The sequence below is a fragment of the Variovorax rhizosphaerae genome (assembly GCF_037889975.1).
GTDB lineage: Bacteria > Pseudomonadota > Gammaproteobacteria > Burkholderiales > Burkholderiaceae_C > Variovorax > Variovorax rhizosphaerae.
Genome location: NZ_JBBKZT010000010.1, coordinates 144,182 through 167,471 on the forward strand (window position 1 = coordinate 144,182; position 23,290 = coordinate 167,471).

Consider the following 23,290-nt stretch of genomic DNA (forward strand, 5'->3'; position numbering starts at 1 on the left):
ATCGAGGACTCCATCCAGACCTTTTGTCCGTTACGCAAACACATCCGAAACATACCGCCCATGCTCATGCTCCATCCGATCGGCCCATTCGTTGGCGGTCGCGTCGTCGCTCTTGGTCGCGCGCTGGTACATCTTCAGGAAGGTCTCGCGCACCGCAGGGGCCATGCGCTTGCCGTCGCCGCAGACATAGAACTGCGCGCCTTCCATGAACAGGTTGCCGATCTCGATGCGGTCCTGCCACACGCGGTGCTGCACGAACATCACCTCGCCCTCGGGCTTGGCCGAGAAGGCCGGCCGCATCTCCACGACGCCCGCGGCCTCCCACTTGGCGAACTGGTCGCGGTAGAGGTAGTCGACATCCGGATCGTCCACGCCGAAGAACAACAGCGCCCGGCCCACCTCGCGACCGGCGGCCTTCTGCGCGGCACGCTCCTGCAGGAATCCGCGGAAGGGCGCGACGCCGGTGCCGGCGCAGACCATGACCACGGGCGTGCGCGGGTCCGCCGGCGGATGGAAGCCCGACTGCGAGGGCCGCACCGCCACCGAGAGGCGGTCGCCCGGCTGCAGTCGCGCCAGGTACGAGGACGCAACGCCTTCGAAGCGGCCCTGGCCCGACATGGCCGGCACGTCGAGCAAGGCGACGGTCAGGCTGGCCTCGGCCTCGTTGGCCAGCGGTGACGACGAGATCGAATATTGGCGCGGGCGCAGCGTCGGCAGCATGCCGAGGAAGCGCGCAAAGCCGATGTCGCAGGACTGAGCGCGTTCGAGCAGTTCCAGCAGGCTCACGCGCTTGCCCAGCACTTCGCTTTCATACACGTCCTCGGCCGCGAGCCGTTCCAGTTCCTTGCGTTCGGGTGGGCATGGCGTGGCCTCGGCCAGTTGTGCGACCTGCGCGCGGGTGACGGGCTGTGCCAGTTCCACATAGCCCGACAGCACGTCATATGCAGCCACCGGGTAGTCACCCGGCAGCGTGGCGGCCGCGCCCGCTTGCCGGTGGATGACGATCTGCGTGTCGCTGGCCAGGCCGAAGCGCTTGAGCGCCCGCGCGACGATGGCCTCGGGGTTGCGCGGCAGCACCGACAGGTAGTCGCCGGCCTTGTAGCGCATGCCCTCGGGCAGCGCGATCTGCAGGTGGCGCTTGGAACGCGCGCCGGGGTGCGATATGTTCACCAGTTCGCGGTTCTCGACGATCACGCCCTGTTCGAGTTCGTGCAGTTGCAGGGCGCGCTCGCGGCCGGAGGCGAGGATCTCCACGTCGAAGGTGGGCGCCGCTGCCTTCTCGGCCACGGTGCGGCCGAGGGCCTGGCCGACGTCGGTCCAGAGCGTGTCGTACCAGGCATCGAAGGCGCCGAAGAAGTCGCCGCCCGCATCGGTCTCGCCACGCTCGCGCAGTTCCTTGCCGCCGGCCGCAGCGAAGGCCGCGTCAATGCGCTTGGGGATGGCCTGGTAGGTGCGCGCCCATTGGCGGTTGCCGCAGCCGAACACCGCATAGCGCAGGCCCGCCAGCTCGCCGGCCTTGCGCGACTCCACCCAGGAAAGGAACTTCTTCCCGTTGTCCGGCGCCTGGCCTTCGTAGGAGGCGGTGACGACGATGACCGTCATGTCCGCCGCCAGCGTGCCGACGAAGTCGTCCATCTCGGCCACGGTGGCGGCATAGCCTTGCCGTGGCGCGTCGGCGGCAATGCGCCGCGCGAACATCTCGCAAGAACCGGTGTTGCTGCCGTAGAGCACCACCAGTCGCGGCGCATCGTCCTGCAATTGCACTTCCTCGACCTTGTCCTTGCGCGCACCTTGCGTCACGGACGGCAGCGCGCTGCGCATCGTGAGGCCGGTACCACGGGCGCGCGCACGCATCATCAGGCCGTGCGGCTTGATGGTCAGCGTTTCGGCGACCTCGAGCTGGTAGCCCGGATCGTTCTGCACGATGTCGAAGCGCTGCAGCATCATGGCCAGCACGATCTGCGCTTCCTGCATCGCGAAGGTCCGGCCGATGCAGGCGCGCACGCCGTTGCCGAAGGGCTTCCAGGCATTGGGCGGCAGCTTCTCTGCCGACTCCGGCGCAAAGCGCTCGGGCTTGAACTCCTCGGCATCGTCGCCCCACACCGCCTGGTCGCGGTGCAGCATCGGCGCCAGCACCAGGGCCGTGTCGTGCGAGCTGAGCGCGTACTGGCCGCCCAGCTGCGTGTCCTTGATCGGCTTGAGCGAGAAGGCCGGCGCGGTGGGCCACAGGCGCAGCGACTCCTGCAGGATCTGCTCGATGTAGCGCAGCTTGGCCAGGTCTTCCACGCGCGGATGGTTGTTGCCCAGCACCTCGTCGACGATGGCCTGCGCCTTCAGCATCACATGCGGGTTGGCCAGCAGCAGGTGGCAGGCGAAGGACAGCAGGCCGCTGGTGGTCTCATGGCCGGCGATCAGGAAGGTGACCAGCTGGTAGCGGATGTTCTCGTCCGACAGCTTCGCGCCGGTGACCGGGTCGACGCCGTTCATCATGACGTTGAGCAGGTCCTTCTTCTCCAGGCCCTTCGGGTCGGCACGACGCTCGACGATGACCTGGTCGGCCACCTGGGCCAGCAACGCCTGGTCGGCCTCGTAGCGGCGCTTGGTCGCGACCATCAGGCCCGAGACCATGTTCGGCCGCCGGCCGCGCATGCCCGCCTCTTCCAGCGCGCCGGTCATCGCCGACACGAAGGGATGCATCTCGTTCTGGTAGAAGCTGTTGAAACGGATGTCGAAGGCGCACAGCGCGATGGTGTCCAGCGTGAGGCGGGTCATGTTGTCGACCACGTCGATGGCCGTCGAGGGGCCGAAGCGCTCCCACTTGACGAACATCTGGTCGGCGATGTCCACCATCCGGTCGAACATCGAGCGCACGCCGAGCGGCCCGAAGGCGGGCATCAGCAGGCGGTGCGCCTTGGCCCAGTTCTCCTCGCTGTTGTAGGCGGTGAAAAGTCCGTCCCCGGCGAAAGCACGGATCTCCTTGAGCGGGCCGCTGATGCGCTTGACGAAGCGCGACTCATCGCAGAGTTCATTGACCAGCTCCTGCGAGCTGATGACGTGCACGTCCTTGCCGGCGAGCGTGAGCTTGTAGATCGGTCCGTACTCGCGGGCCAGGCGCATCATGCTCTGGATGGGGGCCTTGGAATCGAGCTCGCCGAGGTTCCCTAGCAGGAGCTTCATCGGTGGTTGCGGGACGACGGTGGAGCCGGGGCGCTTGTTTTTCATTGAAGGTCTCCTAGAGGGATTTTGCAAACCAAATGCATTAAAAGAACGACTAAGGCTATTTTAGGATGCCTCTGCGCGCGTGACAGCAACACGCGCGACTACCTCCCCTGCAGCATTTCCATGTCCAGTATCTCGATGCGCCCGTATCGCACGGCGATGGCGCCCTGCTTGACCAGCACCTGGAGTTCCTTGTTGAGCGTGGGCCGGCTGATGCCGATCATCATGGCCAGGGTGTCCTGCGAGGTGCTGATCACGCTGCGCTGCTCGGTGCTCTCGGTCATGTCGCCGCGCGCCAGCAGGACCAGGCGACGCACGATTCGCTCGTGCGTGCTCTGCAGACCCGAGTCGCCCATCAGCCCGGAGGCCAGGCGCAGGCGCGCCGCCAACAGCACCGCGACCGCATGGCTGAAGGCGGGGCGCTGCATCAAGAGGTTGAACTTGTCCGGGCTGACGACCAGCACGTCCGTGTCCAGCACTGCGATCGCCGTGTTGCCACGCGGCGCGCCTTCGATCACGGCCAGCTCGCCGATCCAGTTGCCGGGCTCGATGATGGTCAGGATCGCCTCGTTGCCATCGGGGTGGAGGATGCACAGCTTGAGCAGGCCGCTGGCCAGCCCGAAGAAGCCGCCGGTGGGCGAGTCGACCGGGTCGCCCTGCTGGAACAGGAATTCGCCCGCCGCCAGGTGCCGCGGCGTGGCAGCGGCCAGCAGCGCCTCGGCCTCGGCCGGGGGCAGGGCCTTGAACCACGGGTTTTCGGCGAAGACGTTCATGGGGGAAGGCGCGGGAATGACGCCGCCCGAGTTTGCATCATCGCGCCCCCGGCGCCCGCAAGGATCGCTGTAAAAAGCCGCCGCTTCCCGCCGGGCGCGCAAGCGCCGCGCGCGCCCGCGAACCAACGACTTACTGCACTTCGAGCCCGGCGACCGTCATCATGCGTGCTGGCATCGCGATCTCCGACTTCATGGTGGCGGTGAATGGCGCTGGCGTGCTGACCGGGATGTCGCAGGGAGTCCAATCGTGGTGATCGGTCGCGGGGACGGGCGCCACCATGTCAACTGATACGCAGAATCCACCGCGATCTGCATCTGTTTTCTTGTGTGCAATCGCGCGATATTCAGATGCATGTCATTCCTTCCCCGTTCCGTTCGTGCCGTCCTGTGGAGCTTCATCGGGCTCGGTGGCCGTCGCGCCGACGCTGATGCGCGCACGGAGGACGTCGGCATCCTGACGCTGGTCGGCGTCGCGCTGGTGCTGGTGCTGCTGCTGGTGGGCGGCCTCGTCGCGCTCGCGCGGTTCGTCGCAGCGGGGTAGCGCTCCAACAGCGCTCACCGGTGCGCACATTGGAAGCCCCCTGCGCAGGTTGAACTCGCGCAGGGATTGCGCTGTACTGCGAGGACTGTGAACCCCACCTCGAGGCCCGGACCATGAAGCCGCCCGCCCGGCAAGCCAGCTTGCCCAGGCGCAGCTTCGCCTCCCGTGTCTTCGGCTTCGACGTGTTCATCTCCTTTGCGCTCGGTCCGGCGCCCAGGGGAACGCAGAGCTATGCCTCCGACCTGGCCCGACGGCTGCGCGAGCGCGACTTCACGGTGTTCTTCAGCGAGGACGAGGCGCCGCCCGGCAGCGAGCTGGACAGCAGCCTGCGCACGGCCCTGCATCGCTCGCGGATCCTGGTGGTGATCGCCAACCGCGGCACGCTGGCGGCACCGCGATGGGTCCGCAAGGAAGTCGAGGCGTTTCGCAGCCGGCATCCCACGCGGCCGATCATTCCGATCAGCGTCGACGGTTCCCTGCTCGACCCGGCCTTGTCCACGGACGCGCAGGCGTGGTTGCAGTTCCAGGACCGCATCTGGCTCGACGAAAGCGCCGATGCCGTCGAGAGCGGCATGGCGACCGAGGCGGTGATCGAGCGCTTGGCCACCGCGCCGACCCACACCAAGGCGAACGTCGGCTGGCGCTGGGTGGTGCGCGGCGTCGGCGTCCTGCTGGCCGGGCTCAGCATCCTGCTCGGCTTTGCGACCTGGAGCGCATCGGAGAGTGCCGAGCGGGCACGCGCGGAACTGCGTCGGGCGCTGTCGCTGGGGCTGGTCTCGCAGGCGCAGGCCCGGCTGGCAAAGCAGCAACTTGGTGGCGACGAACGTGCACTGCTGGAGTTGCTCGCTGCACACCGTATCGCGCCGAGTGCCGCAACCTTTGGCGGCTTGCAGGCGGGGCTGTTGCGCCGCCCGGGCCTGATCCGGCTGGTGATGAGTCCGGCACCGCAGACGGTGGTGGCCTTCAGCCCCGACGGCCAGCGCATGGCGTCCGGCGGTGCCGACGGCATGGTGCGGTTCCGGGATCCGGGCACGCTCGCGGTGGCCGCCACCACCCAAGGCAAGCACGAGGGCGGCATCACCGGCCTGGCCTGGTGCGGCGACGGCCAGACCGCCGTGTCGGGCAGCACCGACATGAGCATCCGGGCCTGGGACACCGCGACCGGGAAGGCGATCGGGGCGCCGATGAAGGGGCCGAACAAGGGATGGGTCGTCAGCGTGCTGTGCAACGCGGATGGCACCGTCGCGATATCGCACCACCAGCCGGACGGCAGCCTGCGGGCCTGGAACCCGCGCACCGGCCAACCCGTGGCCATGCCGGCCGAATGGCAATCCCCGCGCGCGACAGTGATCGCGATCAGCCCCGACCGCCGCCGCATGGCCACCGGATCGACCGACGGGATGCTGCGGCTGTGGTCGGTGGCCAGCGGCGAGCAGATTGGTGAGCCGCACAAGGGGCATACGGCGGACGTCATTGGCATCGCCTTCAGCCGGGATGGCACACGGATCGTCTCGGCGGGCGGCGAAGGAAGCTTGCAGTTGTGGGACGCGAACACCGTCGAGAAGCTCGGCGATCCGCACCCGTCCGGGGCGAAGAGGATGTACAGCATCGCCCTCAACGTCGATGGCACGCGCGCGGCGCTGGGCCGTGGCGACAACACCATCCAACTGTGGGATACCTCGGCCTGGAAGACTGTCGCACCACCCCTCGAAGGCCACCAGCTCGGGGTGCTGGGCGTGGCCTTCAGCGCCGATGGGTCACGGCTGCTCTCGGTCGGCGGCGACAACAGCATCCGCTTGTGGGATGCCGCGGACGGCCAGCCGCTGGGCGCGTCGCTGGCCACGCCCAAGGATGGCGTGACGAGCATCGCGTTCAGCCCGGACGGCCGCAGCTTGGCGGCCGGCGGCGCGGACAAGCTTGTGCATCGCTGGAACCTGCAGACGCGCCAGCCCATCGAGCCGCCCCTGGCCGGGCACGAGCGGCCTGTGACGAGCGTCGCGTACAGCCGCGACGGCACCCGGCTCGTGTCGAGCGGGGGTGACCATACCCTGCGGCTGTGGGACGCCGAATCCGGCCGTCCGATCGGCAAGGCCCTCGAGACCGTCGACACGCCGAGCGCGCTGAGCTTCGGCATCGACAACCAGCACGTCATCTACAGCAGCTACAGCGGCGTGCGCGTCTGGGACGTCACGCTCGACGAACGGCCGAGAGGGATGGTCGACGGCCACCAGGGCTGGGTCAACGGCCTCGCGTACAGCCCGCGCTACAAGGTGGTCGTCACGTCCGCCCAGAACGATACCGAGTTGCGGCTCTGGGATGGCGCGACCGGGCAGGCGATGGGCGAGCCCCTGAAGACCGGGCACAAGAGCGGGGTCACCGCCGTCGCCTTCAGCCCGGATGGCGCACGCATTGCGTCGGGCAGCATCGGCGGCATGTTGCGCATTCTGGATGTGCGCAGCCGGCAGCCGGTCGGCGACCCGCTCGGCGATCCGCTGGTGAGCCTGGAAGCCTCGATCTCCGGACTGGACTGGTCCGCCGATGGCGACTGGCTCGTCTCGGGCGACAGCCGGGGCGCCTGGTTGTGGAATGCCCGGACCGGCCAGCCGATCGGCGTCCCCTTCGGCAGCGCAGGCCAGGGCGGCGCGGGGCAAATGGCCTTCAGTCCCGATGGCCGCCTCGTCGTGGGCGCCGGATCGACGGTGCACCTCTGGCCCGCCCCGAGGGCCTGGGCGGACGAGCTCTGCGCCAAGCTCGCGCGCAACATGAGTCCGAAGGAATGGCGCGACTGGATCTCGCCGGAGCTGGCCTACACCTGCCAATGCCCCGGATTGCCCGTCCCGGCCGACGACACGCCCGGCGCTGGCGCGGCACCCCAATGCGCCGGACCGGCGAGCCGGTCGCTTTTCCATATGCCCTTGTCAAAGGGATGAGACAGGCACGATTGGTGCTGACATCCCCGCGCTGCCGCCTCCGTCCACGAAAGACCCCATGTCCTCCAGACCCATCGGTTCCGTCCTCATCGCCAACCGCTCCGAGATCGCCATCCGCGTGATGCGTGCCGCGTCCGAGATGAACATGCGCACCGTCGCGATCTATTCGCGCGAGGACCGGCTGGCGCTGCACCGCTTCAAGGCCGATGAAAGCTACCTGGTGGGTGAAGGCAAGAAGCCGCTGGCCGCCTACCTGGACATCGACGACATCCTGGGCGTGGCACGCGCGGCACGGGTCGACGCGATCCATCCAGGCTACGGCTTCCTGTCGGAGAACCCGGACTTCGCGCAGGCGGTGCTCGATGCCGGCATCGAATGGATCGGGCCACGCCCGGACGTGATGCGCACGCTCGGCAACAAGGTGGCCGCGCGCAATGCCGCCGTGGCCGCGGGCGTGCCGGTGATGCCGGCCACGGCGCCGCTGCCGCTGGACATCGCCGAATGCAAGCGCATGGCGGCGGAGGTCGGCTATCCGGTGATGCTCAAGGCCAGCTGGGGCGGCGGCGGTCGCGGCATGCGCGCGATCCAGGGCGAGGGCGAACTGGAAGGCGCACTGGCCGCGGCCCGGCGCGAGGCACTGGCCGCCTTCGGCAACGACGAGGTCTATTTCGAGAAGCTGGTGCAGCGCGCCCGCCACGTCGAGGTGCAGATCCTCGGCGACACGCACGGCAACGTGGTGCACCTTTTCGAGCGCGACTGCACCGTTCAGCGGCGCAACCAGAAGGTGGTCGAGCGCGCGCCGGCACCCTACCTCGATGAGGCGACACGCCAGGGTCTCTGCGACAGCGCACTGAAGCTGATGCGCGCCGTCGACTACACGCATGCCGGCACCGTCGAGTTCCTGATGGACGCCGACACCGGCAAGTTCTATTTCATCGAGGTCAATCCGCGCATCCAGGTCGAGCACACGGTGACCGAGCTCATCACGGGTATCGACATCGTCAAGGCGCAGATCCGCATCAGCCAGGGTGGTCGCATCGGCCTGCGCGAGGATGAAGCCGGCATCGACGTGACGCAACGCGCCACCGGCGTGCCGCCGCAGTCGGAGATCAAGCTCAACGGCCATGCGCTGCAATGCCGCATCACCACCGAGGACCCGGAGAACGGCTTCCTGCCCGACTACGGCCGCCTGAGCGCGTACCGCAGCGCGGCCGGCTTCGGCATCCGGCTCGATGCCGGCACGGCGTATGGCGGCGCGGTCATCACGCCCTACTACGACTCGCTGCTGGTCAAGGTGACGGCCTGGGCGCCGACCGCGAAGGAGACCATCCAGCGCATGGACCGCGCGCTGCGCGAGTTTCGCATCCGCGGCGTCGCGTCTAATCTGCAGTTCCTCGAGAACGTCATCAACCATCCGGACTTCGCCGCTGGCACGGTGACCACGCGCTTCATCGACACCACGCCGGCCTTGCTGGAGTTCACGAAGCGGCGTGACCGCGCAAGCCGGCTGCTCGGCTTCATCGGAGACGTCACGGTCAACGGCCATCCGGAGATGAAGGGGCGCAAGCTGCCCGAGCTGCCCTTCATCAAGCCGCTCCTTCCGAAGGTCGACCTGGCCAAGCCCATCCCGACCGGCTCGCGCGACCGGCTGCGCGCCCTTGGCGCCAAGGGCTTCGCGCAATGGATGCTGGAAAGCAAGCCCGTGCTGATGACCGACACCACCTTGCGCGACGCCCACCAGTCCCTCTTCGCCACGCGCATGCGCACCGCCGACATGCTCCCGATCGCGCCCTTCTACGCACGCGAGTTGCCGCAGTTGCTGTCGCTCGAATGCTGGGGCGGCGCGACTTTCGACGTGGCCATGCGCTTCCTCAAGGAAGACCCGTGGCAGCGCCTGGCCCAACTGCGCGAGCAGGTGCCCAACATCCTCTTCCAGATGCTGCTGCGCGGTGCCAACGGCGTCGGCTACACCAGCTATGCCGACAACGTGGTGCGCTTCTTCGTCAAGCAGGCGGCCGCCTCGGGCATCGACCTGTTCCGCGTGTTCGATGCGCTCAACTGGGTCGAGAACATGCGCGTGTCGATCGATGCGGTGCTGGAATCCGGCGCGCTGTGCGAGGGCGCGATCTGCTACAGCGGCGACCTGTTCGACCCATCGCGGCCCAAGTACAACCTGGCCTACTACACCGGCATCGCACGCGAGTTGCAGAAGGCCGGCGTGCACATCCTGGCGATCAAGGACATGGCCGGCGTGTGCCGACCGCGCGCCATCACGGCGCTGGTCAGGGCGCTGAAGGAGGAGACCGGCCTGCCGGTGCACTTCCACACGCACGACACCAGCGGCATCGCGTCAGCCTCGGTGCTGGCCGCAGTCGAAGCGGGTTGCGATGCGGTCGACGGCGCGCTCGATGCGATGAGCGGTCTCACCTCGCAGCCCAACCTGTCGAGCATGGCCGCCGCGCTGATGCACAGCGAGCGCGACCCGGGCCTGTCGCAGCATGCGCTGCATGCCGCGTCCACCTATTTCGAAGGCGTGCGCCGCTTCTACGCGCCCTTCGAGAGCGACATCCGCGCTGGCACCGCCGACGTGTATCGCCACGAGATGCCCGGCGGCCAGTACACCAACCTGCGCGAGCAGGCCCGCTCGCTCGGCCTGGAGCACCGCTGGACCGAGGTGTCGCAGGCCTACGCCGACGTGAACCGGCTGTTCGGCGACATCGTGAAGGTCACGCCCACGTCGAAGGTGGTCGGCGACATGGCGCTGATGATGGTCGCCAACGACCTCACGCCGGCCGACGTCGAGAACCCTTCGCACGAGATCTCGTTCCCGGAATCAGTGGTGTCGCTGTTCAAGGGCGAGCTGGGTTTTCCGCCGGACGGCTTTCCAGCGGCGTTGTCGCGCAAGGTGCTGAAGCTGGCCGATGGCGTCGCGCCGCCCGCGGCCTACCGTCCCGGTGACGCCTTGCCGCCGGTCGACCTGGAAGCTGCGCGCGCGCAGGCCGAAGCCGATGCCGGCATGCCGCTCGACGACTGCCAACTCGCCAGCGCGCTGATGTACCCGAAGGTGGCGCGCGACTTCCACCAGCACCTGAACACGCACAGCGACACCTCTGTGCTGCCGACGCCGACCTTCTTCTACGGCCTGCGCCTGCAGGACGAGGTGGCGCTGGAGATCGACCCCGGCAAGACGCTGCTGGTCAGTTTGCAGGGCATCCACGACGACGAGGCCGCGGGCGCTGTCAAGGTCCAGTTCGAACTCAACGGCCAGTCCCGCACCGTGCAGGTGGCCAAGGCCGGCGCCACGGCGGCGCTCAAGCGCGAGGTGGCGCAGCCGGGCAATCCGCGCCACGTCGGCGCGCCGATGCCGGGCGCCATCGTCACCGTGCCGGTGCAGGCAGGCCAGTCCATCCAGGCCGGCGCCACCTTGGTCTCATTGGAGGCGATGAAGATGGAAACGCACATCGTGGCCGAGCGCGACGGCGTGATCGAGCGCGTGCTGGTGAAGCCGGGGGATCGGGTGCAGGCGAAGGATCTGCTGCTGGAGTGGAGGGCCGATACGACTTCGCCGTCAAATCCATGACTGCGCGCGTTCGCCCTGCCTTCCCGCCTGCGGCGCTCCGACTTGTTCCTACTTGATTGCAAAGTCGCATGAGGCGGTAGGGTGGATCGAGCGACGTGGGAAAAGTCGTCCGTGCCCTGAGAAATTTCGCACAGAGGGGCGACTGGGCTCCCTTCGCGCGCCTCAATTGATAAGAAACGAACAGTCTTCCCCGCCGCCGACCGGCACCATCGGCGTTCTTTCATCTCCACAGAGGCCCGATGTCCCCCTCCGCCTGAAGCCAAATCACTTGCGCCAAGGAACGGATTCGACCCGGGCCACGACAACGCAAAATGACTTCACGCCCCTGGCTCGACTCCTACGGGAGCCTCCCGACCGGAATTGATCCGGACATCCACCCCTCGGTCACCGCACTGGTCGAGGCCGCGATGACGCGCTACGGCGGCAAGACCGCCTTCGTCAGCCACGGCCAGCGCTACAGCTACACCGAGATCGACGCGATCTCGCGCAACTTCTGCGCGTACCTGCAAAGCATGGGCGTGCGCAAGGGGGACCGCGTGGCCGTCATGCTGCCCAACATCGTGGCCTTTCCGATCGCCCTGCTGGGGCTCATGCGGGCCGGCGCGGTGCAAGTCAACCTGAATCCGCTCAGCACGCCGGACGAACTCCAGCATCAGCTCAAGGACTCGGGCAGCAAGTGCATCGTGCTCCTCACCGAGGCCTTGCCGATGCTGGCGGAAGTCATCGCCACCACGCCGGTGCGCCATGTGATCGTGGCCCATCGCCCTTCCATGGGCGACGCGCTCGGCTGGAAGCCCGGCACACCCGACCGCATCGAAGGCGCCGTCGGCTTCCCCGATGCGCTGCGCATCGGCTCGCTGCTGCCGCGGCAGCCCGTCGAACTGGACGGCGACGACCTGCTGTTCCTGCAATACGCCGGCGGCACCACCGGCCCGTCCAAGGGCGCGGCGCTGTCGCACCGCAACCTGGTCGCCAACACCGAGCAGCTCAAGGCCTTCCTGCCGCACGCCACGCGCGACTGCGAGGAGGTCGTGGTCACGGCGCTGCCGCTGTATCACATCTTCGGATGCACGGTGAACTTCATCAGCTACTTCTCGATCGGCGCGGAGAACTGGCTGGTGAGCAACGCGCACGACATGGACGCGCTGGTCGGCACGCTGAAGCTGGCACGGCCCACTGTCTTCGTCGGCGGCAACCCGTTGTATGTCGGGCTGTTGCAGCATCCCGGCCTGGCCGAGGTCGACTGGTCGCGCCTGCGCCTGTCCGGGGCGGGTGGTGCGTCGGTCGTCGCCGAGATGTCGGATCGCTGGCAGGCGATCACCGGCAGCTTCCTCCGCGAAGGCTACGGCATGGCGGAAACATCGCCCGCCCTGGCGATCAACCCGCCCTCCATCGAGGCGTTCAGCGGCCACGCGGGCCTGCCCCTGCCTTCCACCGACATCAAGCTGCTGGACGATGCGGGCGTGGAAGTGCCGGTCGGCGAATCGGGCGAGATCTGCGCGAAGGGCCCGCAAGTGATGCGCGGCTACTGGCAACAGCCTGCAGCCAACGCCGCGGCGTTCACCGAGGACGGTTACTTCCGCACCGGCGACATCGGCCAGTTCGACGAACGCGGCTTCCTCAAGGTCATCGGCCGCAAGGAAGACGTGGGCCGCCAATGGGTGCGCTGCGCGGCTGCGGTGCCCGCCTGATCCATCACCGCCTTCGCCTGACTATGTGACGGCGCCGCGCCGGTCGATCTTGCGGCTGAGCACGATCGAGGTCTGCGTCTGCTTCACGCCTTCAATCTGGCCGAGCTGGTCGAGCAACGCGTCGAGTTGTTCGGGCGTGCCGCAGCGCAACAGCACCATGTAGTCGAACTCGCCGCTGACGGCCCAGACTTCTTCGACCTCAGGAAGGCGATCGAGCGCGCGCATCACCGCGGATGCGCCCTTCGCATTGACGCTCAAGCCGCAGAAGGCGCGCACCACCGCCTGCTCCAGCCGGTGGCCGAGCCGCACGCCGTAGCCGGCGACGATGCCCTCGCGCTCCAGCCGCGCGATGCGCGCGACCACCGTGGTGCGGGCGATCTTCAGCTTGCGTGCAAGGTTGGCGGCCGGCTCGCGCGCATTGGCCTGGAGCAGCGCCAGCAGGTGATGGTCGAGGTCATCGAGTCGTGAATCCATGGGTGGGCTCTGAAGCATTGGCGTCCGATTGTGGCGTTGCCTGCATCGCTTCCACACCCACCGCCATCGACATGACGAAAGCGCTCGTCGAATCGACGAACCCACGCGCGCTTTCGACGTTCTGCACGCTGGCATCTGCCAGCACCCGTTTCCACAATTCTTCCATCGGGCACGGTGCCTGACACGACTTCGCAATCAAGCCGCATGAAGGAGAACGACATGACAACGAAGAAGCGCAACGACATCCACAAAGTCCTGGTGCTCGGCGCAGGCAAGGTCGGCGGCACGGTGGCCGACATGATTGCGCAGCACCACCGCCTGCCCGTGACGCTGGCCGATGTGAAGCCGGGCACGGGCCACGACAACGATGCGCTGGTGCGCCGCATCGCACTGGACGTGGAGAACGACGAAGCGCTGCGCGCGGAGCTTTCGGCGCATCAAGTGGTGATCAACTGCCTGCCCTTCTACCTCGCGCAGCGCGTGGCCACCGCGGCAGCGATATGCGGCGTCCACTACTTCGACCTGACCGAGGACGTCGCGGCCACCCGGGCGATCCGCGCCCTCTCGCCCGAGGCCACGTCCTTGCTGATGCCGCAGTGCGGACTGGCGCCCGGCGTGATCGGCATGCTCGGCGGCGAACTCGCACGCCACTTCGACGAGCTCTACGACCTGCGCCTGCGCGTCGGGGCGCTCACGCGCAATGCCACCAACAGCCTGCGCTACAACTTCACCTGGAGCATCGATGGCGTCATCAACGAGTACTGCAACCCGTGCGATGCCATCGTCAACGGCCAGCTCGTCTCGGTGCAGCCGATGGAAGGGCACGAGACCTTCACGCTCGATGCGGAAGCCTTCGAGGCCTTCAACACCTCGGGCGGCCTCGGCACGTTGTGCGAGACGCTCAAGGGCAAGGTGCGCAACCTCGACTACAAGACGATCCGCTATCCGGGCCACCGCGATGCGATGGACTTCCTGCTGCATGACCTGCGCCTGATCGAGCGGCGCGACCTGCTGCGGCAGGTGCTGGAGCATGCGGTGCCGCACAGTCGCGAGGACGTGGTGATCCTTTTCGCGTCGGCATCGGGTCTGCGCGAGGGGCGCTTCGAGCAGGAGACGCGTGTGTGCCGCGTCTTTGGTTCGGCATTGCGCGGCAAGGACCGGACTGCCATCGAGCTGACGACGGCTGCGGGCGTGGTGGGCGTGTTCGAGTTGCTGCTCCAGGGGAAGCTGCCGGCGAAGGGCTTCGTGGGGCAGGAGCAGGTGCCGCTCGCGCAGTTCCTGGCGACGAAGGTCGGGCACTATTACGCGGGGCTGGGCGGCAAGGGCGTGGGCGCATCACCTCTGAGCGCCGAGGTGCGGGCCGAACCTGCGCACGCCTGAACCGACGACAACGACACAGAACGCCAACGCCCACGCCCACGCCCACGCCCAACGCCCACGCCCACGCCCACGCCCAACGCCAACGCCAACGCCAACGCCAACGCATCGAGGAAAAGCAAATGAGTGAACTGTTGTCCGTATTGCAGCGCTGCGGCATTGCCGTCGGCGAGATCCAGGGCGGCGCACTGGCCGTGCGCTCGCCGGTCGACGGCGCCGAACTGGCCCGCCTGCGCGAGACCTCGCCAGACGAAGTGAACGGTTCGATCGCCAAGTCCGCGGCCGCCTTCCTCAAGTGGCGCATGGTGCCCGCACCGGTGCGCGGCGAGCTGGTGCGCCTGTGGGGCGAGGAACTGCGCGAGGCCAGGCGCGACATCGGCTGGATCGTCTCCATCGAGGCCGGCAAGATCATCGAGGAAGGCCTGGGCGAGGTGCAGGAAGGCGTCGACATCTGCGAGTTCGCGTTGGGCTTGTCACGCCAGTTGCATGGCAAGACCATCGTGTCCGAACGGCCGGGCCACCGGATCATGGAGCAGTACCATCCGCTCGGTCCGGTGGCGATCATCACGGCGTTCAACTTCCCGAGCGCGGTGTTCGCATGGAATGCCGCGCTGGCGCTGGTGTGCGGCGATCCGGTGATCTTCAAGCCGTCGGAGAAAGCGGTGCTGTCGGGGCTGGCGACCTTCAGGGCGCTGGAGCGCGCCATCGCCCGCTTCGGCGACAGGGCGCCGGACGGCCTGGCGCAGATCGTGATCGGCAGTGCGCCGCTGGCCGAAATGCTCGTCGAGAGCCCGTCGATTCCGCTGGTCTCGGCGACCGGCTCCACGCGCATGGGCCGCATCGTCGGGCCGAAGGTGGCCAGCCGCTTCGGCAAGCGGATCCTCGAACTGGGCGGCAACAACGCGATGGTCGTCACGCCCGCGGCCGACCTCGACATGGCGGTGCGCGCGATCCTTTTCAGCGCGGTGGGCACGGCCGGCCAGCGCTGCACTTCGTTGCGCCGGCTGATCGTGCATCGCTCGGTGAAGGCGGCGCTGCTGGCAAAGCTGCTGAAGGCGTATGCGGATTTGCGCATCGGCAATCCGCTGGTCGCAGGTACGCTGGTGGGTCCCCTGATCGACCAGCGGGCCTTCGATGCCCTGCAGCACGCGATCGCCACCGCGCAGCAGCAAGGCGGCAAGGTGCTCGCTGGCGGCCAGCGGATGCTGGCAGAGGAATTCCCGAACGCGTGGTATGTGCGCCCCGCCATCGTCGAGATGCCGGCGCAGACCGCGATCGTGCGCGAGGAAACCTTCGGGCCGCTGCTCTACGTGCTCGCCTATGACGCCTTCGACGAAGCCATCGCGATCCACAACGATGTGCCGCAAGGTCTCTCGTCGTGCATCTTCTCGAACGACCTGCGCGAGGTCGAGACCTTCCTCTCGGCGGCCGGCTCCGACTGCGGCATGGCCAACGTCAACATCGGCCCCAGCGGCGCGGAGATCGGCGGCGCCTTTGGCGGCGAGAAGGAGACCGGCGGCGACCGCGAGAGCGGCTCCGACGCATGGAAGCAGTACATGCGTCGCACCACCAACACCATCAACTTCTCGAAAGAGCTGCCGCTCGCGCAAGGCATCAATTTCTCATGAGAAGGCACGCATATTTCTGCTGCGAAATCTTCGCGCCTTCTCGCGCGCCTCGTGGGAGCCGCGTTCCCTGCAACGCAGAATGGCGCCCTCATGAAGAACACAGTGGCCATCCTGGGTGCCGGCATCGTCGGCGTCTCCTGCGCGCTCGAACTGCAGCGGCGTGGCTTTGACGTCACCCTCCTCGACCGCAGCGCGCCGGGCCGCGAGACCTCCTATGGCAATGCCGGCGTGCTCGCCCGCAGTTCGCTCGTTCCCTTCAACAACCCGGGGCTCTGGGCCTCATTGCCCAAGCTGCTGAAGAACACATCGGCCAGCTTTCGCTACGACCCGGCCTTCATCGCCAGCAACCTGCCCTGGGCGCTGGGCTTCCTGTCGCGGGCACGCACGAGCGCCTTCGAGGAGACCGCGACGGCGCTCGACGCGTTGATCCGCCTTTCGGGGCAGGCGCACCGGCGACTGCTGGCGGAGGCCGGTGTCGCACATCGCTTGCGGGAGACCGGCTGGGTGTTCCTCTACCGCTCGGAAGAGGCGTTCGCCGCGGGCCGCCTGTCCCGCGAGACGTACGACAGGTTCGGCGTCGCCACGCAGGCACTCGATGCACGCGAACTGGCGGCACTGGAGCCCAATCTGAAGCCGATCTTCCCGCGCGCGCTTTGGATCAAGGATGCGGCGTCGGTGGACAGCCCGGGCAAGGTGGTCGAGGCCTATGCGCGCCTGTTCGTCGCACGCGGCGGTCGCATCCGCCAGGCCCTCGTCGACAAGGTGGAGCGATCGCAAGCCGATGCCTGGCGCATCGTCGAGAAAGGGGGCGCAACGCATGAAGCCGCACGCGTGGTGCTCGCGCTCGGCCCGTGGACGCGCGAGTTCGCGAAGAAGACGCTGGGCCTGCACGTGCCGATGGCCTTCGAGCGCGGCTATCACATGCACTACGGTGCCGCGGGCGGCGCATCGCTGGGCCGGCCGATCTACGACACCGGCGGCGGCTATGTGCTGTCGCCGATGGCGCAGGGGCTGCGGCTGACTACCGGCGTGCAACTGACGGCACGCGATGCGCCGCGCAATCTGGTTCAACTGGAGCTGGCCGAACGTGCGGCAAGGGAGGCCTTTCCACTCGATCAGCGGCTGGAGGCGGATGCCTGGATGGGCAGCCGGCCGACCCTGCCGGACAGCCGGCCGATCATCGGCGAGTGCACGAGACATCCTGGCCTGTGGCTCGCGTTCGGCCACCAGCACATCGGCTTCAGCACCGGCCCGGGCACGGCGGCGCTGCTGGGCGCCATGATGGCCGGCGCGCCTTGCGACTTCGATCCGGCGCCATTTCGCGCATCGCGCTTCCATTTGTGAACTTTGGTTCTCGAATGTCGCCAAATGGTCAGCATTCACATCGAAAAGAGCGGGATATTGCGTATCAACCTGCGCACGGAAGGCTCTTCGATCGGTACACAATCGGCCCCGCGACACTGTCACACCCAAGCGAGCCGGAACGTCCCACGCATCCCATGACGATCGTCTACGAGTCCGCCCGAGATACGCACCACTACCAGGAGCGGTTCCAGCTGGCCTGCGTCGCGCCCGCGCCTTTCGTACGGCCGGGTGAACGGGGCCTGTTCGTGCGCCGCCCGCGCGGCGACCGCGGCGGTGCGTCGCCGGATTCGCGCTACGAGGCGGCGCTGGGCCGGTGGGGACTGATCCCGCTCTTCTCCAGCACGCCCGACTACCCCGCCACCTTCGAGGCACGCGGCGAAACAGCGGCCGGCGAGCGCGATTTCCTGCAACCCTGGAAGCGCGGCCATCGCTGCATCGTGCTCGCCGATGCGCTCTATCGCCGCGGCGAGAACGACCACCGCATGGTGCGCGTCACGCGCGCCGACGGCCAACCGCTCGCCCTGGCCGGGCTCTGGAACGGCTGGCGCGCGCCCGACGGCCAATGCGTGGAGAGCTTTGCGCTGCTCACGCTGCCTTCGGAGGAACTTCCGGGCGAACGCCGGGCCGTGTTCCTGCGCGAAGGCTGGCTCGACGACTGGCTGCACTGCCCGGTGGAAGAGGCGGCCGCATGCCTGCGGCCCTACGACCTTGGCAAGCTGCTGCGCACGCCCGTGGACAGCGGTCCACCGCGCGACGCGCCATAGCCACTCCTCGGATGGCATGCGCGTTGCCGATTCGGGGAGCAGTACGCGCTGCAACGAAAATGGCGCGTTCAACGAATCCGACCCCATGACCGAAGAAACCACCCAGGCTCCCAAGCCACCGCTGCCCGACCACCTCTCCATCGACCCGCGCAGCCCGCACCATGTGGCCGCCGTGTTCGAGCACGACATCGGCGTGCGCTTCAACGACAAGGACCGGCTCGATGTCGAGGAATACTGCGTCAGCGAAGGCTGGATCAAGGTCCCCGCCGGCCGCGCACTCGACCGCAAGGGCAAGCCGCTGCTGATCAAGTTGAAGGGGCGGGTGGAGGTTTATTACAAGTAGGTTCGCGCGGGGCGGTTCCTATGCCGTGCCCCTGCAACGCGGGTATGTCGAGCATCCCCAGAAATCATTCCCGGCGTTGGCGCCCTTCTTCGCGGTCCTGCGCAGCATCGGCTGGCTGCATCTCGGGCACGCGGGGGCTTGCATCGGGGCAGCCTGCGTCGCAACGGGCTGAGCCTGAATCGGGGCAGCCTGCGTCGCGACAGCTTGAATCGGTGCGGGTTGTGGACGCGGCTTGACCTGCGGTGGCGCCACTGGCGCCGAGGCCAACGGCCCGGACGCCTTGGCTTGACGCAGCATCTGCTGCAGTCTGGGTCCATCGATCAGTTGGATATTGCGCCCCTTGGCGAATTCCTCCGCTTCTGCCGTGAACCGCCCAGAGGTCACGACGAATCCGCCTGAGGCGCCGCTGGCGGCCATCACGCCATAGAGTTCGCGCACGACAGGCACCGACACCTTGAAAGCACGCCATTGCTTGCATTGCACGAGGTACTTCTCGCCATCCTTGCGCAGGGTCAGGTCGATGCCGCCGTCAGGGCCGGGGCCGTCGTTCTCCAGCACGCTGTAACCCTGCAAGCGAAAGACTTCCCCCACGAGCATTTCGAACTCGCGCCAGCTCATGTCATCCAGGCTGTCTGCTGCCTCGGACCGCGTGACGTTTTCGACGAGCGCGCGGCGGGCATGGCGGCGCCATGCGGAAGCCGCAGCGCCAATCACGCACAGCGTTGGAATCAGGTACTGCCCGATGTTCGCGAACATGGGCCAGAGGGCGCCGACCATGGCGCCGGCCATGTCCCCGGGCTTTGTCACTGCCAACGTGGTTGGCGTTGCCGCGCCATGCAGCAGGACATAACAGACCACCGCAACAGCCAGCCCGACGTACCAAGGCAAGAGCGCGATGAAGTCGATGAAGTCTCCAGCGGTGCTGGATTTCTTGCGACGGGGCATGGAAAGTGGAGCGGTTGAAGTTGTCGCTGACTGTACCCGGCTGACCCCTACGCCCCGCAGCCGGCTCGGTGGACGTATTGCCCTACGGGGAAGGGACGCGCCAGTCGATCACCCCAAAGCCCGGCATGCGGTGCGGTGTGGTCGACCCTTCTGCGCCGCCGAGCAGCGCAGCGTTTCGCGGACAAGGGCTTGCAGCTGTCTGAGCCGAAGGCGAGTTCTGCAAGACCCCGCGAAACGTGAGCAGCGCAGGGCAGCCCCGCAGGGGCCGGCGGAGCAGGGTCGACCACACCGCACCGCATGCCGGGCGTGCCTCAAGAGCCCCCAGAGCCGGGCTGCGCCCAGCCGGCCCCCCGCGGGGGATTGAGTCGAGATGGCAAAGCCACATCGACTCAAGCGCGAGAGCAGTCCGCCACGGCCTTCAGTGAATCAAGGCGCCGCATCCCTCAACACCCCCACCTGCTCCGCATACCCGCTCTCGATGCGCTGCAGCCGCGCCTGCTTCGCCGCCTCGTTCACCCACTGCGCCGTCAGCGCGGTCTGCCTCGCCAATTGGTAGGCCAGCCGGGCCGCCGGCAGCAGCGACGCGTTGTCCGCCGCCACGAAGCCGGCCAGGTCGTGCAGTGACTTCAGCGTGATGCGCTCGCTGTCGCCCGCCTGCCCCTTGCTCCGGCCGTAGTTGACGAGGAAGGCCTGGACCTTGCGCTGGAATTCCGGCGGGTAGGCGCGCCGCACCACGATCTGCGCGTGCGGGATCAGGTCGGACTGCCACACGGCCTGCAGGCGCTGCGCCTCGGCCGGGAACTGCTGGGTGAATCGCTCGAAGTCGGCGGTGTTGTTGGTCGCGACGTCGGCCTCGCCGTTGGCGACCGCGAGTGCGGTGGCCTGGTGCGTGCCGATCAGTTCGCTGCGGAAACGCGTCTCCATCGCGATCTGGTGGGGCAGGAACAACTGCAGTTGCGGCACGATGAAGCCCGACACCGACCGGCTCTCGCCGCGCGCCAGCCGCCAGCGCCCGGGGTTGTCGAGGATCTCCTTCAGCGTGGTCGGCGCACCGGTCTTGCGCGTCAGCAGCGTGGCGCGGTAGCCCGGCAGGCCGTCGTGGCGCGTGACCTGCGCGACGACCACCATGCGCCGCTGGGTGACGGTGTCCAGCGCCATCTTGCCGGACAGGAAGGCCATGTCGACCTCGTCGCGCTCGATGGCGCGCTCCAGCGCTTCATACGAGCTGACCGAGAGCACCGCCACCGGCCGCCCCAGCACGCGGCTCATGTCTGCCAGCAACGGTTCCCAGTCATTGCGCGACTCGAAAGCGCCGCCGAGGGGCAGAATGCCGAACCGCACCGCCGCCGTCGGGTTGCTGTTGCCCTGTGCCGACGCAGGCCGCGCCGCCACGAACAACCCGAGGCAGAGGAGCAAGGCATGGACGACGAGGACACGCATCCAATCGACCCGACGATGCGCGGCAGCCGGGCCGATGGGGCGAACGAATGAAAGCTGCATCTATCTTCGGGTCGGGTCCGGTAGTCAAATGTGAAGCACGGGGACCACAATTAAATACCAACTTGTGACGTTTTTGACTACTTGACACCCAACGCTGTGACACCTGACGCCGCGGCTCCCACCCCTTCGCCGGCCCTCCCGGCCCGTGCGCTGCGATCGCTCACTCAGTTCTCGCTGGCGCAGCAACTGGTGCTGCTCGCCCTGCTGCCGGCCATCGTGGCCACGCTGGGCGCCATCGCGGTGCTGACCCGGCAGCACCTGGGCAGTGTCACACACCTGATGCAGGCCAACGGCCAGACCGTGGCGCTGCAGGTGGCCGCCATGGCACAGACGCCGCTGGCGCGCATGGACCGGCGTGCGCTGCTGCGTGCCGCGCAGTCGGGCAGCACGCAGCCGCAGGTGCAGCGCGTGCAGATCTGGACCAGCGACGGCGAGATCGTGGCCGACGCGGAGAGCCCCGCGCCCGGCAAGGCGGAAGGGCTGCAGGTGGTGGCCGCAGTCGTCAGCGACGAAGGTAGCCCGATCGGCAAGGTGATGGTGGAGATCAGCCTCGACGCGGTGCAGAAGGCCAAGAACAACGTCTGGCTCAACGTGGCCGGGGTGCTGGCGGCCAGCCTGATCGGCGTGGGTCTGGCGGCCTGGTGGGCGGCGCGGCGCATCAGCGCGCCGATCCGCGAGTTGGGCGAAGCGGTGGACCGCCTGGGCGCCGGCAAGGAAGCCAGCGTGCAGGTCACCGGCACCACCGAGGTGCGCCGGCTGCAGCACGGCTTCAACCAGGCCGCGCGCGCCCTCGGCGAAAGCCAGCGCCTGCTGCAGAGCCGCATCGCCCAGGCCACGGCCGAGCTGGAAAGCAAGAACGAGCAACTCGAGGTCGCGAGCCAGGCCAAGACCCGGCTGCTGGCCGCCGCCAGCCATGACCTGCGCCAGCCCCTGCATGCGCTGACCCTGTTTTCCGATGGCCTCTCCAACGGCGAGACCGACCCGCTGAAGCTGCAGCGCATCGGCCACATCCGCGAGTGCGTGGACTCGCTGGACCGGCTGTTCTCGGAGTTGCTGAACCTGTCGCAACTCGATGCCGGCGTGCTGCAGCCGCAATGGATCGACTTTCCGCTGGACCGCCTGTTCGACGAGATCAGCCGCAACTTCCGCGCCGTGGCCGAGCAGCAGAACCTGCGCCTGGTGGTGCGCAAGACCGACCTCTGGGTGCGCTGCGACTATGTGATGCTGTCGCGCATCCTCAACAACCTGGTGTCGAACTCGCTGCGCCACACCCATGAAGGCGGCGTGCTGATCGGGGCGCGGCGGCGCGGCAAGGGGGTGCGCATCGACGTGTGCGACACCGGCATCGGCATTGCGCAGCAACACCAGAAGCGGGTGTTCGAGGAGTTCTTCCAGATCGGTCCGGCGCGCAGCACCGGCGCGCGCGGCATGGGCCTGGGCCTGTCCACCGTGCAGCGGCTGGCGAGCCTGCTCAACACGCGGGTCGAGCTCAGCTCGGTGCCCAGGCGGGGCACCGTCGTGCGCGTGATGATCCGCTCCGCCATTCCCGCCGATTCGGCGCCGGTGCTGCAAAGCGGCAGTGCCGGCCCCGAAGGCGAAGCCAGCCTGGTCGGCGTGCGGGTGCTGGTGATCGACGACGAACGCACCATCCTCGAAGGCCTGCAGGTGGTGCTGACGAACTGGGGCGCCGACGTGATGGCGGCGCAAAGCCGCGAGGAAGCGCTGGCGCTGGCGGACCAATGGGACCGCCCGCCGGACGCGGTGGTGAGCGACCTGCTGCTGCGCGAAGGCGACAACGGGCTCGACGTCCTGGCCGCGCTGGAACGGCATCCGCGCGGCATCGGCGCGGCCACGGCGCGCCTGCTGGTGACCGGCGAGACCAAGCCGGACCGCCTGCGCGAAGTGGCCAGCGCGGGCGTCGCGGTGCTCTACAAGCCGGTGTCGCCGCGGGTGCTGCGGCAGGCCATCGCGGCGCAACTCGCCGCCTTGGCCACCACGGCCGAGCACTAAGGCGCGCTGGCCGCGCAACACGGGTTTTCACCCGCTCATCCATTCGGCATAGGCCCATCGGCTGACTTGTCGCGATGCCGCCGGAGCATCCTCAAGCAGGGGCTTGCAGACATAACTCGTCTGCCTTATCGCGCAACGGCCGTGCGCTCC

Annotated in this window: 17 protein-coding genes; 10 read left to right on the forward strand and 7 right to left on the reverse strand. The window is 67.9% G+C overall.

Annotated features, from left to right (window positions below; all coding sequences use genetic code 11):
• Positions 1–30 precede the first annotated feature (30 nt).
• From WKW82_RS21985 to WKW82_RS21995, 3 genes are all read right to left on the reverse strand, one after another.
• Positions 31–3,222, reverse strand: a complete 3,192-nt coding sequence (locus WKW82_RS21985; protein WP_340344468.1) for a bifunctional cytochrome P450/NADPH--P450 reductase — start codon at positions 3,220–3,222, stop codon at positions 31–33.
• A gap of 98 nt (positions 3,223–3,320) precedes the next feature.
• Complete coding sequence (locus WKW82_RS21990; RefSeq protein WP_340344469.1) at positions 3,321–3,992, reverse strand: Crp/Fnr family transcriptional regulator; 672 nt, start codon at positions 3,990–3,992, stop codon at positions 3,321–3,323.
• Between the two features lie 130 nt (positions 3,993–4,122).
• Entirely contained in the window at positions 4,123–4,272 is a 150-nt protein-coding gene (locus WKW82_RS21995; RefSeq protein ID WP_340344470.1) for a hypothetical protein, read from the reverse strand.
• 72 nt (positions 4,273–4,344) lie between these two features.
• Between WKW82_RS21995 and WKW82_RS22000 the strand changes: the two genes are divergently transcribed.
• From WKW82_RS22000 to WKW82_RS22015, 4 genes are all read left to right on the forward strand, one after another.
• Positions 4,345–4,533, forward strand: coding sequence for a DUF2970 domain-containing protein (locus WKW82_RS22000; RefSeq protein WP_340344471.1), 189 nt, complete (start codon positions 4,345–4,347; stop codon positions 4,531–4,533).
• A 113-nt stretch (positions 4,534–4,646) separates the two neighbouring features.
• The gene (locus WKW82_RS22005; RefSeq protein WP_340344472.1) at positions 4,647–7,463 is read left to right on the forward strand and encodes a TIR domain-containing protein; all 2,817 of its coding nucleotides are present in this window, start codon (positions 4,647–4,649) and stop codon (positions 7,461–7,463) included.
• A 58-nt stretch (positions 7,464–7,521) separates the two neighbouring features.
• Positions 7,522–11,043, forward strand: coding sequence for a pyruvate carboxylase (locus tag WKW82_RS22010; protein WP_340344473.1), 3,522 nt, complete (start codon positions 7,522–7,524; stop codon positions 11,041–11,043).
• Between the two features lie 311 nt (positions 11,044–11,354).
• Positions 11,355–12,734: an AMP-binding protein gene (locus WKW82_RS22015; RefSeq protein ID WP_340344474.1), complete on the forward strand. Its 1,380-nt coding sequence runs from the start codon at positions 11,355–11,357 to the stop codon at positions 12,732–12,734.
• 21 nt (positions 12,735–12,755) lie between these two features.
• On the opposite strand, the gene WKW82_RS22020 is transcribed toward WKW82_RS22015, so the two are convergent.
• Together WKW82_RS22020 and WKW82_RS22025 are read right to left on the reverse strand one after the other, a co-directional pair.
• On the reverse strand, positions 12,756–13,208 hold the full coding sequence (locus WKW82_RS22020) for an Lrp/AsnC family transcriptional regulator (protein WP_340344475.1): 453 nt from the start codon (positions 13,206–13,208) through the stop codon (positions 12,756–12,758).
• Positions 13,189–13,374 (reverse strand): hypothetical protein, encoded by a 186-nt coding sequence (locus tag WKW82_RS22025; RefSeq protein WP_340344476.1) that lies wholly within the window; start codon positions 13,372–13,374, stop codon positions 13,189–13,191. The genes WKW82_RS22020 and WKW82_RS22025 overlap by 20 nt, the downstream gene beginning before the upstream one ends.
• A gap of 53 nt (positions 13,375–13,427) precedes the next feature.
• Here WKW82_RS22025 and WKW82_RS22030 point away from each other — a divergent pair, with 53 nt between their 5' ends.
• From WKW82_RS22030 to WKW82_RS22050, 5 genes are all read left to right on the forward strand, one after another.
• Complete coding sequence (locus tag WKW82_RS22030; protein ID WP_340344477.1) at positions 13,428–14,588, forward strand: saccharopine dehydrogenase family protein; 1,161 nt, start codon at positions 13,428–13,430, stop codon at positions 14,586–14,588.
• Between the two features lie 119 nt (positions 14,589–14,707).
• A complete protein-coding gene (gene amaB / locus WKW82_RS22035) occupies positions 14,708–16,213 on the forward strand; it encodes an L-piperidine-6-carboxylate dehydrogenase (protein ID WP_340344478.1) in 1,506 nt (501 codons plus the stop codon).
• Between the two features lie 90 nt (positions 16,214–16,303).
• Positions 16,304–17,557, forward strand: coding sequence for an NAD(P)/FAD-dependent oxidoreductase (locus tag WKW82_RS22040; RefSeq protein WP_340344479.1), 1,254 nt, complete (start codon positions 16,304–16,306; stop codon positions 17,555–17,557).
• 155 nt (positions 17,558–17,712) lie between these two features.
• Positions 17,713–18,342, forward strand: coding sequence for an SOS response-associated peptidase family protein (locus WKW82_RS22045; protein ID WP_340344480.1), 630 nt, complete (start codon positions 17,713–17,715; stop codon positions 18,340–18,342).
• Between the two features lie 85 nt (positions 18,343–18,427).
• Positions 18,428–18,685, forward strand: coding sequence for a DUF3297 family protein (locus tag WKW82_RS22050; RefSeq protein ID WP_340344481.1), 258 nt, complete (start codon positions 18,428–18,430; stop codon positions 18,683–18,685).
• An 18-nt stretch (positions 18,686–18,703) separates the two neighbouring features.
• Here the strand turns inward: WKW82_RS22050 and WKW82_RS22055 are convergent, their stop codons facing one another.
• Together WKW82_RS22055 and phnD are read right to left on the reverse strand one after the other, a co-directional pair.
• A complete protein-coding gene (locus tag WKW82_RS22055; RefSeq protein WP_422823543.1) occupies positions 18,704–19,630 on the reverse strand; it encodes a restriction endonuclease in 927 nt (308 codons plus the stop codon).
• Between the two features lie 426 nt (positions 19,631–20,056).
• Complete coding sequence (gene phnD, locus WKW82_RS22060; RefSeq protein ID WP_340344483.1) at positions 20,057–21,130, reverse strand: phosphate/phosphite/phosphonate ABC transporter substrate-binding protein; 1,074 nt, start codon at positions 21,128–21,130, stop codon at positions 20,057–20,059.
• A 96-nt stretch (positions 21,131–21,226) separates the two neighbouring features.
• Between phnD and WKW82_RS22065 the strand changes: the two genes are divergently transcribed.
• On the forward strand, positions 21,227–23,140 hold the full coding sequence (locus tag WKW82_RS22065) for an ATP-binding response regulator (RefSeq protein WP_340344484.1): 1,914 nt from the start codon (positions 21,227–21,229) through the stop codon (positions 23,138–23,140).
• Positions 23,141–23,290: the final 150 nt, after the last annotated feature.

Coding starts and splice junctions, on each gene's coding strand:
- WKW82_RS22015 (WP_340344474.1), top strand. CDS start 11,355: ATGACTTCACGCCCCTGGCTCGACTCCTACGGGAGCCTCCCGACCGGA.
- WKW82_RS22055 (WP_422823543.1), bottom strand. CDS start 19,630: ATGCCCCGTCGCAAGAAATCCAGCACCGCTGGAGACTTCATCGACTTC.
- WKW82_RS22025 (WP_340344476.1), bottom strand. CDS start 13,374: ATGGAAGAATTGTGGAAACGGGTGCTGGCAGATGCCAGCGTGCAGAAC.
- WKW82_RS21990 (WP_340344469.1), bottom strand. CDS start 3,992: ATGAACGTCTTCGCCGAAAACCCGTGGTTCAAGGCCCTGCCCCCGGCC.
- WKW82_RS21995 (WP_340344470.1), bottom strand. CDS start 4,272: ATGGTGGCGCCCGTCCCCGCGACCGATCACCACGATTGGACTCCCTGC.
- WKW82_RS22040 (WP_340344479.1), top strand. CDS start 16,304: ATGAAGAACACAGTGGCCATCCTGGGTGCCGGCATCGTCGGCGTCTCC.
- WKW82_RS22005 (WP_340344472.1), top strand. CDS start 4,647: ATGAAGCCGCCCGCCCGGCAAGCCAGCTTGCCCAGGCGCAGCTTCGCC.
- WKW82_RS21985 (WP_340344468.1), bottom strand. CDS start 3,222: ATGAAAAACAAGCGCCCCGGCTCCACCGTCGTCCCGCAACCACCGATG.
- WKW82_RS22030 (WP_340344477.1), top strand. CDS start 13,428: ATGACAACGAAGAAGCGCAACGACATCCACAAAGTCCTGGTGCTCGGC.
- WKW82_RS22045 (WP_340344480.1), top strand. CDS start 17,713: ATGACGATCGTCTACGAGTCCGCCCGAGATACGCACCACTACCAGGAG.
- WKW82_RS22050 (WP_340344481.1), top strand. CDS start 18,428: ATGACCGAAGAAACCACCCAGGCTCCCAAGCCACCGCTGCCCGACCAC.
- phnD (WP_340344483.1), bottom strand. CDS start 21,130: ATGCAGCTTTCATTCGTTCGCCCCATCGGCCCGGCTGCCGCGCATCGT.
- WKW82_RS22010 (WP_340344473.1), top strand. CDS start 7,522: ATGTCCTCCAGACCCATCGGTTCCGTCCTCATCGCCAACCGCTCCGAG.
- WKW82_RS22000 (WP_340344471.1), top strand. CDS start 4,345: ATGTCATTCCTTCCCCGTTCCGTTCGTGCCGTCCTGTGGAGCTTCATC.
- amaB (WP_340344478.1), top strand. CDS start 14,708: ATGAGTGAACTGTTGTCCGTATTGCAGCGCTGCGGCATTGCCGTCGGC.
- WKW82_RS22020 (WP_340344475.1), bottom strand. CDS start 13,208: ATGGATTCACGACTCGATGACCTCGACCATCACCTGCTGGCGCTGCTC.